The organism is Streptomyces sp. NPDC053431 (assembly GCF_044544925.1).
GTDB lineage: Bacteria > Actinomycetota > Actinomycetes > Streptomycetales > Streptomycetaceae > Streptomyces.
Genome location: NZ_JBITXX010000008.1, coordinates 126,256 through 139,168 on the forward strand (window position 1 = coordinate 126,256; position 12,913 = coordinate 139,168).

A 12,913-nucleotide genomic window follows, 5' to 3' on the forward strand; every position below is an offset into this window, starting at 1 on the left:
CGCCGGGGCGGCCGCGTGGCGGCAGGGCTCGCGGCGTCCAGTACGAGGCCTCGCGCCCGGCACACCGAGAGCACGCGCCTGACGCCGCGTGGCCGCCCTCCGGGCGACGACGGGAGTCTGACGAGAGGACCTAGCGCCGGATCAGCCGTCGGGCCGTGGCCGCCGCCACCGCCGCCGTGCGGGACTCGACGCCGAGCTTGGCGAAGATGTGCACCAGGTGGGACTTCACCGTCGCCTGGCTGAGGAACAGCGCCTTGCTGATCTGCTGGTTCGACAGGCCCTCGCCCACCAGCTGGAGGACCTCCAGCTCCCGCTTGGTCAGCGCCTCGGCCGGGGTGCGCATCCGGTCCATGAGCCGGTGCGCCACCGCGGGGGCCAGCGCCGACTGGCCGGCCGCCGCCGTGCGCACCGCCGCCGCGAGCTCCTCCGGCGGGGCGTCCTTCAGGAGGTAGCCCGAGGCGCCGGCCTCCACCGCGGCGAGGATGTCCGCGTCCGTGTCGTACGTGGTCAGGACCAGCACCCGCGGCCCGCCCGCGACGGCGGTGATCGCGGCGGTCGCCTCCGAGCCGTGCATCCCGGCGCCGAACTGGAGGTCCATGAGGACCACGTCGACGCCCCCGGCGGCGGCCAGTTCGACGGCCCGCTCGGCCGTCGCCGCCTCCGCGACCACGGCGAAGTCCGGCTCGGTGTCGAGTACGGCCCGGAGCCCGGCCCGTACCACCGGGTGGTCGTCGGCGAGCAGCAGTCGGATGGTCATGCGTCGGACTCCAGCGGACGAGGCGAGGGGGAGACGGGGACGGGCACGGAGAGCGGGAGGGGGAGCGGAAGGGAGACGGCCACGGCGGTCCCCTGCCCCGGGGCCGACTCGACGGTGAACGAGCCGCCCAGCGACTCGGCCCGCGAGCGCATCGCCGGCAGCCCGAAACCGCCCACCGACGAGGGCCGTACGGCCCGGGGGTCGAAGCCCTCGCCGTCGTCGACCACGTCCAGCGTCACCGAGCCGCCCATGAACGACAGGGTGATCTCCGCCCGGGAGGCCGCGGCGTGCCGGACGGTGTTCGCGAGCGCCGACTGGGCGATGCGCAGCAGCGCCACCTCGTACGGGGTGGGCAGCTCGGCCGGCGTCCCGCTCATCGAGAACCGCACCCGCGGACCGTCCGGACCCGCCGTCCCGCACAGCCGCTCCAGCGCCCCGGCGAGCGAACCGTGCTCCAGATCCGGGGGCGCCAGGGCGCGGACGAAGCGCCGGGCCTCCGCCAGGTTGTCCTGCGCGGCCCGCCGGGCCGCGTCGATGTGCCCGGCGGCCGGCGAGCCCTCCGGCAGCGCCCGCTCGGCGGCCCGCAGCAGCAGCTGGATCGAGGAGAGGCCCTGCGCCAGGGTGTCGTGGATCTCCCGCGCGAGCCGCTCGCGCTCGGCAAGGGTCCCCGCGTGCCGCTCGGCCGCCGCGAGCTCGGCCCGCGTGGAGATCAGCTCCTCGATCAGCCGGCGGCGTCGCTCGCTCTCCCGGTACAGCGCCTGGTAGCCGAGCACGGTCGCCACGGCGACCGCCGCGCCGAGCAGCGGCCCGATGAAGACGCCGGGGTTGAGCGCGGCGCCGTGCCGCACGTACGACAGGATCGCCGCGCAGGCCGTGAGCGCCACGGCCGGCAGCGACCAGCGCACCGGCAGCAGGTGCAGCTGCAGGAAGTACAGCGGGAACGCGATCCACAGTCCCTCGGGCGTCACCCAGAGCAGCACCAGCCAGCACAGGCAGAGGGCGCCGAGCCAGACGCCCGCCGCGCGCTGCGACCGCCGTACGGAGGGCAGCAGCGATCCGGCCGCGTAGACGGCACCCGTGAGGCCCGCCGCCGCGATCCCCGCCGCGGTGTGCGAGCGCAGAGCCGCCAGGACCAGCAGGCCCGCCATGAGGAGGTGCAGGCAGAGGCGCAGCGCGCGCAGGGCAGGGGTGAGCGATCGGGGATCCATGATGGATCCAGGGTAGGCGGGGCCCGGGGCCGGTCCGGACAATCCGGACTCAACCGAAAGTTTGATTGCGGAGCCATCCGTGGCGCGATGCCCGCGGCCGGCCCGGCCGCGCAGTCTTGGGCCCATGTTCGTGGCATGGAGAGACCTGAGATTCGCCAAGGGGCGATTCACCTTGATGGGTACGGTGATCGTGCTGATCACCCTGCTCGTCGGACTGCTGTCGGGGCTGACCGCCGGGCTCGCGCGGGAGAACATCTCCGCGATCACCGGCCTTCCGGCGGACCGGCTGGCGTTCGCCGCCCCGCCCGACGGCGGGTCGGTCTCCTTCACCAACTCGACCGTCACCGAGTCCCAGTGGCGCGCCTGGGCCGGCCGCCCCGGGGTGACGCGGGCCGAGCCGCTGGGCATCCGCACCCTCAATGCCACCGCGGGCGACCGCACCGCCGCACTCTCCGCGTTCGGCACGGAACCGGGCGCGGGCCTCGCGCCGGAGAGCGGCAGGCTCGGGCCGGGCAAGGCGGTCCTGTCGGCGTCGGCGGCGCGGGAGCTGGGCGTCGCCGCCGGGGACGCCGTACGCCTCGGCACCCTGGAGGCCACCGTCGTGGCGGTCGCCGGGGACGCCTCGTACAGCCACACGCCCGTCGTCTGGACCTCCCTCGGCGACTGGCAGAGGTTCGGCCACAGCGGCACCACGCCCGAGGAGCAGGCCACGGTCGTCGCCCTCAGCGGCTCCGGCGCGGACTGGGCGGCCGGTGACCAGGGGATCGGCACCGCGTCGAGGACGATCGACGAGGCGCTCGGCGCCATAGGGTCCTACCAGGCCGAGAACGGCTCGCTCCAGCTGATGCGCGGCTTCCTCTTCGTGATCTCCGCGCTCGTCATAGGAGCCTTCTTCACCGTCTGGACCATCCAGCGCAGCGCCGACGTCGCCGTCCTGAAGGCCCTCGGCGCCTCCACCCCGTACCTCCTGAAGGACGCCCTCGGGCAGGCGGTCGTCATGCTCGGCGCGGGCACCCTGCTCGGCACCGGGCTCGCCTCCGGCATCGGCGCGCTGATCAGCGGCGGCGACGTGCCCTTCGTGCTCCAGCCGCTGACCGTGCTCGGCCCGGCCGCCGTGATGATCGTGCTGGGCGTGCTCGGCGCGGCCCTGTCCATCCGGCGGATCACCGCCGTCGACCCGCTGACCGCCCTGGGGAGCGCCCGATGACCTCGCCGACCTCGCGTACTTCGCCGACCGCGCCGACTGCGGCGACCCCGCCGATCACGCAGCCCGCGCCGGCCGCGACCGATCTCGTCCTCGACGCCGTGACCCTCACCTACCCGGACGGCGACGGCCGGCTCACCGCCCTCGACGCGGTCTCCCTCACCGTCCCCGCCGGCGGCCTCACCGCCGTCGTCGGTCCGTCCGGCTCCGGCAAGTCCAGCCTTCTCGCGGTGGCCGCGACCCTGGTGACCCCGGACAGCGGCCGGGTCGTGGTGGCGGGCACCGACACGGCGCCGCTCGCCCCGGCCGACAAGGCGCGGCTGCGGCGCGAGCGGATCGGCATCGTCTTCCAGCAGCCCAACCTGCTGCCCTCGCTCATCGCCCTCGAACAGCTCCAGGTGATGTCCCACCTGTCCGGCCGGAAGAGCCGGGCGGTACGGGAGCGGGCCCTGGAACTGCTCGACGCGGTCGGGCTCGCCGACCAGGCGCACCGGCGCCCGCACCAGCTGTCCGGCGGCCAGCGCCAGCGGATCAACATCGCGCGGGCCCTGATGAACGACCCGTCCGTCCTCCTGGTCGACGAGCCGACCAGCGCCCTCGACCACGAGCGCGGCGCGGCGGTCATGGAACTCCTGGCCGGCCTGACGACGGAACGCGGCACGGCAACGGTCCTGGTCACCCACGACCGCACCCACCTGGGACGCGCGGACACGGTGGTGACGGTCCGAGACGGCCGCCTGTCCCAGGACGCCCACGTGTGAGCCCCACGTCGCGGCCACCCTGCCCGCAGCGGGCAGGGTGGCCGTTGTGGGCAGCCGCTCCGCGCCGCGGGTGTCCGGCAGCGGAGAGGTCGCCGATTGTGGGCAGCCGTTCCGCGCCGCGGGTGCCCGCGGCGGGCAGGTCGCCGATTGTGGGCAGTCGTTCCGCGCCCCGGGTGGGCCCGCCGCCCGGGGCCCCACCGCACGTGGGGCATCGTGGCTGTGGTCGCCGCGCCGGTCGCGGCCAGGCGTTCCCGGCCCCGTTGTGGGCAGTTGTTCCGCGCCCCGGGTGGGCCCGCCGCCCGGGGCCGCTCTGCACGTGGGGCATCGTGCCTGTGGTCGCCGCGCCGGTTGCGGCCAGGCGTTCGCGGCCCCGTTGTGGGCAGTCGTTCCGCAGGGCGGAACGGGTGGGCACAACGCCACGACGGCGCCGCACGTATCTGCGCACCGTCACGGCCCGAAGGCCTGGGCCCGGCAAGGGGGGGTGTCCCGTTGTGCCCACCCGTCCCGCCCCAGCGGGACGACTGCCCACAACGGGCGGGGCGGAGCGCCCTCCAGCGAGGCGGGCAAAGGCATGTGAAGAGGGCGTCCCCGGCCACGATGTACGCCCGCCCTCGCATCGGCGGGCCGGGCGGACGGGCGACGGGCCGGGCGGACGGGCGACGGGCCGGGCGCGCAAGGCCGCGCAGTGACGGGCCGGGCGACCCAGTGACCGGTAGGGCCCGCAGCCACGGGCCGGGCAACTCAGGGACGGGTAGGGCCCGCAGCCACGGCCCGGGCGACCCAGGGACGGGTAGGGCCCGCTGCGGCGGGCCGGGCAGGGGCGGTGGGGCCCGCGCACGACGGGCCAGGCCCCGCACAACGGGCCGGGCGACCCAGGGACGGGTAGGGCCCGCAGTGGCGGGCCAGGCGAGGGGGCGGTAGGCCCCGCACGATGGGCCGGGCCCCGCACGATGGGCCGGGCCCCGCACGCCGGGCCATGCCCCGCACGCCGGGCCATGCCCCGCTACGCAGGTCGGCCCCGCAGGGGCCGGCGCGCCCCCGGGGCGGCGGGGTCACGCCCCGCCGTTGCCCGCCGTGTTCGCGAGGGCGGTCGAGAGTTCCTCCGCGACCTGGTGCAGGATCGGGACGATCCGCTCGGTCGCCGCCTCCGTCACCCGGCCCGCCGGCCCGGAGATCGAGATCGCCGCCGCGGTGGGCGAGTTCGGAACCGGCACCGCGAGGCAGCGGACCCCTATCTCCTGCTCGTTGTCGTCGACCGCGTAACCGGTCTCACGCACCATCTCGAGCGCGTCGAGGAAGCCCTCGGGCGTGGTGATGGTCTTCTCGGTGGCGGCGGGCATCCCGGTACGGGACAGCAGGGCGCGCACCTCCTCGGCCGGCGTGTGCGCGAGCAGCGCCTTGCCGACGCCGGTGGAGTGCGGCAGCACCCGGCGGCCGACCTCCGTGAACATGCGCATCGAGTGCTTGGACGGCACCTGCGCCACGTACACGATCTCGTCGCCGTCGAGCAGCGCCATGTTCGCCGTCTCGCCGGTCTCCTCGACGAGCCGGGCCAGGTACGGCCGGGCCCACGTGCCGAGCAGGCGGGAGGCGGACTCGCCGAGGCGGATCAGCCGCGGGCCGAGCGCGTACCGGCGGTTCGGCTGCTGGCGGACGTAGCCGCACGCCACGAGGGTGCGCATGAGGCGGTGGATGGTGGGCAGCGGCAGCCCGCTGCTGGCGGAGAGCTCGCTCAGCCCGACCTCGCCGCCCGCGTCGGCCATCCGCTCCAGGAGGTCGAAGGCACGCTCGAGGGACTGGACGCCACCGCTCGCGGCGGCGGGCTTGGCGGCGTCGGTGGTGCTGGCGCTGGACGTCGGCACGGCAACGGTCCTTTCGGGGCAGGCGGGCAATGCTGCAGCCTACCGGGCGGTGGGGCCGGGCACACGGCCCAGGCCCCGGCGTCCGCGCCGGTCAGGGGGTGTTTGTCCGATGTCGGCGGCTACCCGGAGGGGTCCTGGTCGGCCCCGCATGTGCGGAGCTACGTTCTACTGTACGAAATTCTCATTCCACTTCATGGAAACGTCCAACTGGCCCTCGCGGACGCCGGCCGACCCGGGCGATCCTGGAAGCATGCCCTTGACGACATGTCGATCCCGGCCGCAAACTCCTTCAACAGTTCGTTGAATTTTCGGTTCGCAGAAGAAGAAGGGGTACGGGTGGACGTCAACCTGGTCCTGCGCTCGACGCGCGTCATCACCCCCGAGGGAACCCGCGCGGCGTCGATCGCCGTCTCCGGCGGGACGATCGCGGCCGTGCTGCCGTACGACGCCGAGGTACCGGCCGGTGCCCGGCTGGAGGACGTCGGCGACGACGTCGTCCTGCCCGGACTCGTCGACACCCACGTCCATGTGAACGACCCCGGCCGCACCGAGTGGGAGGGCTTCTGGACCGCCACCCGCGCCGCGGCCGCCGGTGGCATCACCACCCTGCTCGACATGCCGCTCAACTCGCTGCCGCCCACCACGACGGTCGAGAACCTGCGGATCAAGCAGGACGTGGCCCGCACCAAGGCGCACATCGACACCGGCTTCTGGGGCGGCGCGCTCCCCGACAACGTCAAGGACCTGCGTCCGCTGCACGACGCCGGCGTCTTCGGCTTCAAGTGCTTCCTGTCGCCCTCCGGCGTCGACGAGTTCCCGCAGCTCGACCAGGACCAGCTGGCCGCCTCGCTCGCCGAGATCGCCGGCTTCGACGGACTGATGATCGTCCACGCGGAGGACCCGCACGAGCTCGCCGCGGCGCCGCAGAAGCCGGGCGGCAAGTACGCCGACTTCCTGGCCTCCCGACCGCGCGTCGCCGAGAACACCGCCATCCAGAACCTGATCGACCAGGCCCGCCGGCTGCGCGCCCGCGTCCACGTGCTGCACCTGTCGTCCTCCGACGCACTGCCGCTGATCGCCGCCGCCAAGGCTGAGGGCGTACGGATCACCGTCGAGTCCTGCCCGCACTTCCTCACCCTCACCGCCGAGGAGGTCCCGGACGGCGCCACCGAGTTCAAGTGCTGTCCGCCGATCCGCGAGGCCGCCAACCAGGACCTGCTCTGGCAGGGCCTCGCCGACGGCACCATCGACTGCATCGTCTCGGACCACTCGCCGTCCACCGCCGACCTCAAGACGCCGGACTTCGCCTCCGCCTGGGGCGGCATCTCCTCGCTCCAGCTCGGCCTGCCCGCCATCTGGACCGAGGCGCGCCGCCGCGGCCACGACCTCACGGACGTCGCCCGCTGGATGTCCGAGGGCCCCGCCCGCCTCGCGGGCCTCACCCAGAAGGGCGCCATCGAGGCCGGCCGCGACGCCGACTTCGCCGTCGTCGACCCCGACGCCACCTTCACCGTCGACCCGGCCGAGCTGCAGCACCGCAACCGGGTCACCGCCTACGCGGGCAGGACCCTGTACGGCGTCGTCACCTCCACCTGGCTGCGCGGAGAGCGCATCGCCGACCGCGGCACCCTCGGCGAGCCCTCCGGCCGTCTCCTCGAAAGGAACAACTGAACCGTGACCGGCATACCCTCCTTCACCGGCGACGCCAGCCCCTACGGCGGCGGTGACCCGTACGCCGACTACCGCACCGCGGACTTCCCCTTCACCCAGTACGCGGACCTCGCCGACCGCCGCCTGGGCGCGGGCGTGATCGCCGCCAACGACGAGTTCTTCGCCGAGCGCGAGAACCTGCTGAAGCCCGAGGCCGCCGAGTTCGACCCCGAGCACTTCGGACACAAGGGCAAGATCATGGACGGCTGGGAGACCCGCCGCCGGCGCGGTGTCTCCGCCGAGGTGCCGCACCCGACCGAGGACGACCACGACTGGGCGCTGGTACGCCTCGGCGCCCCCGGCGTGATCCGCGGCATCGTCGTCGACACCGCCCACTTCCGCGGCAACTACCCGCAGGCCGTCTCCGTCGAGGGAACCTCCGTCGCCGGCTCGCCCTCGCCCGAGGAGCTGCTCGCGGACGACGTGAAGTGGACGACGCTCGTCCCGCGCACCGCCATCGGCGGCCACGCCGCCAACGGCTTCGCCGTGGACGTCGAGCAGCGCTTCACCCACCTCCGGGTCAACCAGCACCCGGACGGCGGCATCGCCCGCCTCCGCGTCCACGGCGAGGTCGCCCCCGACCCGAAGTGGCTCGGCGTGCTCGGCACCTTCGACCTCGCGGCGCTGGAGAACGGCGGCCAGGTCGAGGACGCCTCCGACCGCTTCTACTCCCCGGCCACCAACACCATCCAGCCCGGCCGCTCGCGCAAGATGGACGACGGCTGGGAGACCCGCCGCCGCCGCGACAAGGGCAACGACTGGATCCGCTACAGCCTCGCCGCCGAGTCCGAGATCCGCGCCGTCGAGATCGACACCGCGTACCTCAAGGGCAACAGCGCCGGCTGGGCCGCCCTCTCCGTGGCCGCCGAGGGTTCCGACGACTGGACCGAGATCCTGCCGCGGACCCGCCTCCAGCCCGACACCAACCACCGCTTCGTGCTCGACACGCCGGCGGTCGGCTCCCGGGTCCGGATCGACATCTTCCCCGACGGCGGCATCTCCCGCCTCCGTCTCTTCGGCTCGCTCACCGAGGCGGGCACGGCGCGGCTGACCGCCCGCCACCAGGAGCTGGGCGGCTGACGCCACCCACCATCGACCGGGCGGGCGCGACACCCCGCCCGGCCCACGAGGGCGCACCGACCCGACAGCACCGGTGCGCCCTCGTTCCTCTTCTCCCGGATCCGCGGATCGCGCCCTCCCCGCGCGGGGCGTTACGCGGCGTCCCGCCCTGCGCGGGACGTCACGCGGCGTGGCCGCCGTCCACCGCGAACTCGGCGCCCGTGACGTAGGCCGCGCCGGGGCCCGCAAGGAAGGCGACCATCGCGGCGACCTCGTCGGCGGTGCCGAAGCGGCCGAGGGCGGTCATCCCGGCCTGGCCGTCCGCGTACGGGCCGTCGGCCGGGTTCATGTCGGTGTCCGTCGGGCCGGGGTGGACGATGTTCGCGGTGATGCCGCGGCCGCCGAGCTCCCGGGCGAGGGCCTTGGTCAGGCCGATCAGCGCGGCCTTGCTCGTCGCGTACAGCGTGCCGCCCGGACCCGGCACCCGCTGGGTCATGCAGGTGCCGATGGTGATGATCCGGCCGCCCGCCTCCATGCGCGCGGCAGCCGCCTGCGAGGCCAGGAAGGCCGAGCGCACGTTCACCGCGAGCACCCGGTCCACGTCGGCGAGGGCGAGGGACTCCAGCGGGCCGAGGACCCCGACGCCGACGTTGTTGACCAGCACGTCGAGCCGGCCGAGGGCGTCGGCCGCCCAGTCCACGGCTCCGGCCGCGTCGCCCGCGTCCCCGGCGTCCGCCCGCAGCGCGAGCGCCTTGCCGCCGGCCGCCTCGATCCGCGCGGCGACCTCGCGCGCCCGTTCCTCCCCCTGGACGTAGGTGAAGGCCACGTCCGCGCCCTCCTGGGCGAGGCGGACGGCCGTCGCCGCGCCCATGCCCCGGCTGCCGCCGGTGACCAGAACCGCCTTGCCGCTCATGCTGGACATCTCTGAACTCCTCGTGCGTCGTTTGTCGTTGCGAGTTCAATCAAACGCGGAGGGCGGTCCTCGCGCTGGCGGGAATCGGACGCCGAGTCGATCACCGCCGCGACCACCGATGAGTTCCGCCGGGCGGCACGGTCCTCACCGGTGGGACACGATGTTCCGAGAAGAGAAAGGGCACCCCTCATGGCCACGCTCAGCCTCACCCAGTTCGTCACCCTCGACGGCGTCTACCAGGCCCCCGGCGGTCCCGACGAGGACACCAGCGGCGGCTTCGACCTCGGCGGCTGGGTCTTCCCGTACGGCGACGAGGACTTCGGCCGCTTCGTCACCGAGGTCTTCGAACGGCCCACCGCCTTCCTCCTCGGCCGGCGCACGTACGAGATCTTCGCGAGCTACTGGCCCCGGCAGACCGACCCGGCCGACCCGATCGCGGGCAAGCTCAACGCCCTGCCCAAGTACGTCGTCTCCACCACCCTCACCAGCGCCGACTGGCCCACCAGCACGGTCCTGAGCGGCGACGCCGTCCAGGAGGTCACGGCGCTCAAGCAGCGGCTCGACGGCGAGATCCAGATGCACGGCAGCGGCGGCCTGGCCCGCACGCTCCTCGACCACGACCTGATCGACACGCTCCACCTCGCCGTCTTCCCGGTCGTCCTGGGCAAGGGCCGTCGCTTCTTCGCCGAGGGCGCGACCCCGAGCGCCTTCCGGCTCGCCGACTCGCGGACCACGGGCGCCGGCGTCGCCATCCAGACGTACGAGCGGGCGGGGCGCCCCACGTTCGGCACCATCGGCTGATCCGCGGAAGAAAGGTGTAGCCGCCACGGGCCGCTGCCGGTACGGTGATCACCCCCGTGTGAGAGCCGCCGAAGTCTCCACCCCGCCCGATGAGTCGGAGACCGCTCGCCGATGACGTCCGCCGTCGTTCCCGTTCCGCTCGGAGCCCCCCGCCGCGCCTGGCTCACCGATCTGCCCGTCCTGCTCGTCGCGGTGGTCTGGGGCGCCAGCTACCTCGCCGCCAAGGGCATCACCACCGCCCACACCGTGCTCGCCGTCCTGGTGCTGCGCTTCGCGGTGGTGCTGCCCGTGCTCGTCGCCGCCGGACGGCGCCGGCTGCGCGAGCTGAACGCCGCCCAGTGGCGCGGGGCCGCGCTGCTCGGGCTGATCCTCGCCGGGATCTTCCTCCTGGAGACGTACGGGGTCGTCCACACGTCCGCGACCAACGCGGGCCTGATCATCAGCCTCACCATGATCCTCACCCCGCTCGCCGAGGCCGCCGTCACGGGCGTCACCCCGTCCCGCGCCTTCCTGGCGGCCGCCGCGCTCTCCGTGGCGGGCGTGGTCCTGCTGACCCAGAGCGGCGGCTTCACCGCGCCCTCCCTCGGTGATCTGCTCATGCTGCTGGCGGCGCTCGCGCGGACCGTGCACGTCCTCGCGATGTCCCGGATCAAGGCCGTCCGGAGCGCCGACGCCCTGTCCTTGACCACCGTTCAGCTCGGCTCCGCCGTGGCCGTCTTCGCCGTGCTGGCCGCCGCCCCCGGCGCCGGGGCGTCGCCCTGGGCCGTGGCCCTCGCCTTCGGGCCGCGTGAGTGGGCGGGACTCCTCTTCCTCTCGGTCTTCTGCACGCTCTTCGCCTTCTTCGTGCAGATGTGGGCGGTGCGCCGCACCTCCGCGTCCCGGGTCAGCCTCCTGCTGGGCACCGAACCCCTGTGGGCCGCCGCCGCGGGCATCGCCCTGGCCGGCGACCGCCCCGGCGTGCTGGGCCTGGCGGGCGCGGTCCTCGTCCTGGCGGGCACCAGCTGGGGCCGCACGGCCGCGGACCGCGAGGCCTGACCCTGACCGCGTGGCTGAGGCCCTGACCGCGAGGCCCGAGGCCCGAGGCCCCGGTCCGGCGGGCGAGGGCCCAGACGGTACGCCGGGCCCGCTCCCAGAGCGGGCCCTCAAGGCAGGGACACCTGCCGGGCGCGGCCTATGCCGAGCCGGCGGGCCAGCCGGGTCATGAGCCGTGACATCCGGGACGGGAACGCGTCCGGCTCCGGGACGGTCACCGGGCGCTGGCGCCCGTTCTGGATCGCAGCGATCCGCCAGCCCTCCGGCGTACGGACGCAGACGATGACCTGGCGCGACAGCCGGCGCTTCGGAAGCCTGCTGCGCCAGGGCATGAGGACCGAGCCGTTGCCCACGATTACGGCCACGGAGTCGGTGACGAAGCGCAGCGACTCGATCTCCCCGACCATGGCCGATCCGGCGATCACGCCGCGGAACAGTTTGTCGTGGTTGTCCCGCAGCCGCGCCACGCCCGCCGCCCAGCTGCCGTCGTAGGACACGTAGTCGGCGTCCTCGGTGAACAGCCTCGCGAACCCGGCGGCGTCGGCCTCCGTCCAGGTCCTGCAGTACTCCGCGAACAGCTCGCGGACCCGGGCCTCCTCCGGCCCCCGCGCATCGCGCGCCGTCCGGGGCTCCCCGGTTCCCCCGGTGTCCTGGGTGTGCATGGTGTACCTCGCTCTCGCTCCCTGTCGTGATATATTTCGTTCGGCCGAACGAAATATTAGGAGGCGGGTCATGGAGAGGTCAAGGGGCGAACTGCTCGTCGAGCTGGGGGAGGCGGGCCGCGACCACAGCAACGCGGCCGTCATGTACCACGCGGCGATCAGCGCCCGGATGGGTCTGAGCCCGGTCGAGGAGAAGACGCTCGACCTGCTGCAGCGCTCGGGCGCGCTCAGCGCGGGCGAGCTGGGGGAGCGGACCGGGCTCGCCCCCGCCTCGGTCTCCGGCCTGGTCGACCGGCTGGAGCGCAAGGGCTTCGCCCGCAGGGTGAAGGACCCGCAGGACCGCCGGCGGACCAACGTGGAGATCGACCCGTCCATCGAGGGCCGCCTCGCGCCGCTCTTCGCCCCCTTCGCGGCCAAGCTGGCCGACCTCTACGCCGACTACTCGGACGCGGACCTCGCCGTCATCCTCGACTTCCTCCACCGCTCGGCGGGGATCCAGCGCGAAGCCACCCGCGCCCTCACGGAGGCCACGGAGGAATGACGACCCCCGGTGCCGTCCGACCGTGGCGGCGCCGTCCGGCCGAAGCGGCGCCGGCCCGGCGCCGTACGGCCGGTCAGGTCCGTACCCGGTCCGACGCCACCATGATCACCAGCCCGAGCGCCGCGAGCACGATGTTCGCGAACAGTTCGTGGCCCTGGAGGAACCAGACGCTCTCCGTCAGGAAGCGGGTCACCCCCATCAGTTTGAACCAGCCGTCGGTCAGTTCGCGGATCACCCCGCAGACGCCGACGACCATCAGCAGAAAGCCCGTGACCTCAAGGAATCTCTTCATGTCCCGAGCGTGATCCACCGAGCGTCCGGGCCGCGTCGGCCACCGGTATCGGCCCCGCGCCGCCCTGTACGACCGAAGTCCCGTCCCTCGCGACTTTGGTATAGGGCGGCC

13 protein-coding genes are annotated in these 12,913 nt (G+C 74.1%); 7 read left to right on the top strand and 6 right to left on the bottom strand.

What is annotated here, in order from left to right:
- Positions 1-130: 130 nt before the first annotated feature.
- Together ACIGXE_RS20480 and ACIGXE_RS20485 are read right to left on the bottom strand one after the other, a co-directional pair.
- Positions 131-757 carry a response regulator transcription factor gene (locus ACIGXE_RS20480; RefSeq protein WP_365343365.1) on the bottom strand — a complete coding sequence of 209 codons (627 nt, stop codon included), beginning with the start codon at positions 755-757 and terminating at the stop codon, positions 131-133.
- The gene (locus ACIGXE_RS20485) at positions 754-1,965 is read right to left on the bottom strand and encodes a sensor histidine kinase (protein WP_399749292.1); all 1,212 of its coding nucleotides are present in this window, start codon (positions 1,963-1,965) and stop codon (positions 754-756) included. The genes ACIGXE_RS20480 and ACIGXE_RS20485 overlap by 4 nt, the downstream gene beginning before the upstream one ends.
- A gap of 124 nt (positions 1,966-2,089) precedes the next feature.
- Between ACIGXE_RS20485 and ACIGXE_RS20490 the strand changes: the two genes are divergently transcribed.
- Both ACIGXE_RS20490 and ACIGXE_RS20495 read left to right on the top strand, forming a co-directional pair.
- Entirely contained in the window at positions 2,090-3,172 is a 1,083-nt protein-coding gene (locus tag ACIGXE_RS20490) for an ABC transporter permease (protein WP_399749294.1), read from the top strand.
- Complete coding sequence (locus ACIGXE_RS20495) at positions 3,169-3,930, top strand: ABC transporter ATP-binding protein (RefSeq protein WP_399749296.1); 762 nt, start codon at positions 3,169-3,171, stop codon at positions 3,928-3,930. Before ACIGXE_RS20490 ends, ACIGXE_RS20495 begins: the two co-directional genes overlap by 4 nt.
- A 1,052-nt stretch (positions 3,931-4,982) precedes the next feature.
- On the opposite strand, the gene ACIGXE_RS20500 is transcribed toward ACIGXE_RS20495, so the two are convergent.
- The gene (locus ACIGXE_RS20500) at positions 4,983-5,792 is read right to left on the bottom strand and encodes an IclR family transcriptional regulator (protein WP_399749298.1); all 810 of its coding nucleotides are present in this window, start codon (positions 5,790-5,792) and stop codon (positions 4,983-4,985) included.
- Between the two features lie 336 nt (positions 5,793-6,128).
- Here ACIGXE_RS20500 and allB point away from each other — a divergent pair, with 336 nt between their 5' ends.
- A complete protein-coding gene (gene allB / locus ACIGXE_RS20505; protein WP_399749300.1) occupies positions 6,129-7,463 on the top strand; it encodes an allantoinase AllB in 1,335 nt (444 codons plus the stop codon).
- A 3-nt stretch (positions 7,464-7,466) separates the two neighbouring features.
- Positions 7,467-8,582, top strand: coding sequence for an allantoicase (gene alc / locus ACIGXE_RS20510; RefSeq protein ID WP_399749301.1), 1,116 nt, complete (start codon positions 7,467-7,469; stop codon positions 8,580-8,582).
- 160 nt (positions 8,583-8,742) lie between these two features.
- Here the strand turns inward: alc and ACIGXE_RS20515 are convergent, their stop codons facing one another.
- Positions 8,743-9,483: an SDR family NAD(P)-dependent oxidoreductase gene (locus tag ACIGXE_RS20515; protein ID WP_399749303.1), complete on the bottom strand. Its 741-nt coding sequence runs from the start codon at positions 9,481-9,483 to the stop codon at positions 8,743-8,745.
- A 180-nt stretch (positions 9,484-9,663) separates the two neighbouring features.
- On the opposite strand from ACIGXE_RS20515, the gene ACIGXE_RS20520 reads away from it, so the two are divergent.
- Positions 9,664-10,275: a dihydrofolate reductase family protein gene (locus ACIGXE_RS20520; protein WP_399749305.1), complete on the top strand. Its 612-nt coding sequence runs from the start codon at positions 9,664-9,666 to the stop codon at positions 10,273-10,275.
- Positions 10,276-10,386: 111 nt separating this feature from the next.
- Complete coding sequence (locus ACIGXE_RS20525; protein WP_399749307.1) at positions 10,387-11,310, top strand: DMT family transporter; 924 nt, start codon at positions 10,387-10,389, stop codon at positions 11,308-11,310.
- Between the two features lie 107 nt (positions 11,311-11,417).
- Here ACIGXE_RS20525 and ACIGXE_RS20530 read toward each other — a convergent pair whose 3' ends face one another.
- Positions 11,418-11,969 carry an SgcJ/EcaC family oxidoreductase gene (locus tag ACIGXE_RS20530; protein WP_399749309.1) on the bottom strand — a complete coding sequence of 184 codons (552 nt, stop codon included), beginning with the start codon at positions 11,967-11,969 and terminating at the stop codon, positions 11,418-11,420.
- Positions 11,970-12,039: 70 nt separating this feature from the next.
- On the opposite strand from ACIGXE_RS20530, the gene ACIGXE_RS20535 reads away from it, so the two are divergent.
- Positions 12,040-12,510, top strand: coding sequence for a MarR family winged helix-turn-helix transcriptional regulator (locus ACIGXE_RS20535; protein WP_399749311.1), 471 nt, complete (start codon positions 12,040-12,042; stop codon positions 12,508-12,510).
- A gap of 73 nt (positions 12,511-12,583) precedes the next feature.
- Here the strand turns inward: ACIGXE_RS20535 and ACIGXE_RS20540 are convergent, their stop codons facing one another.
- Entirely contained in the window at positions 12,584-12,802 is a 219-nt protein-coding gene (locus ACIGXE_RS20540) for a hypothetical protein (protein ID WP_399749313.1), read from the bottom strand.
- Between the last annotated feature and the right edge of the window lie 111 nt (positions 12,803-12,913).

Coding starts and splice junctions, on each gene's coding strand:
- ACIGXE_RS20525 (WP_399749307.1), top strand. CDS start 10,387: ATGACGTCCGCCGTCGTTCCCGTTCCGCTCGGAGCCCCCCGCCGCGCC.
- ACIGXE_RS20495 (WP_399749296.1), top strand. CDS start 3,169: ATGACCTCGCCGACCTCGCGTACTTCGCCGACCGCGCCGACTGCGGCG.
- ACIGXE_RS20540 (WP_399749313.1), bottom strand. CDS start 12,802: ATGAAGAGATTCCTTGAGGTCACGGGCTTTCTGCTGATGGTCGTCGGC.
- ACIGXE_RS20480 (WP_365343365.1), bottom strand. CDS start 757: ATGACCATCCGACTGCTGCTCGCCGACGACCACCCGGTGGTACGGGCC.
- ACIGXE_RS20530 (WP_399749309.1), bottom strand. CDS start 11,969: ATGCACACCCAGGACACCGGGGGAACCGGGGAGCCCCGGACGGCGCGC.
- ACIGXE_RS20485 (WP_399749292.1), bottom strand. CDS start 1,965: ATGGATCCCCGATCGCTCACCCCTGCCCTGCGCGCGCTGCGCCTCTGC.
- ACIGXE_RS20490 (WP_399749294.1), top strand. CDS start 2,090: ATGTTCGTGGCATGGAGAGACCTGAGATTCGCCAAGGGGCGATTCACC.
- ACIGXE_RS20515 (WP_399749303.1), bottom strand. CDS start 9,483: ATGTCCAGCATGAGCGGCAAGGCGGTTCTGGTCACCGGCGGCAGCCGG.
- ACIGXE_RS20535 (WP_399749311.1), top strand. CDS start 12,040: ATGGAGAGGTCAAGGGGCGAACTGCTCGTCGAGCTGGGGGAGGCGGGC.
- ACIGXE_RS20520 (WP_399749305.1), top strand. CDS start 9,664: ATGGCCACGCTCAGCCTCACCCAGTTCGTCACCCTCGACGGCGTCTAC.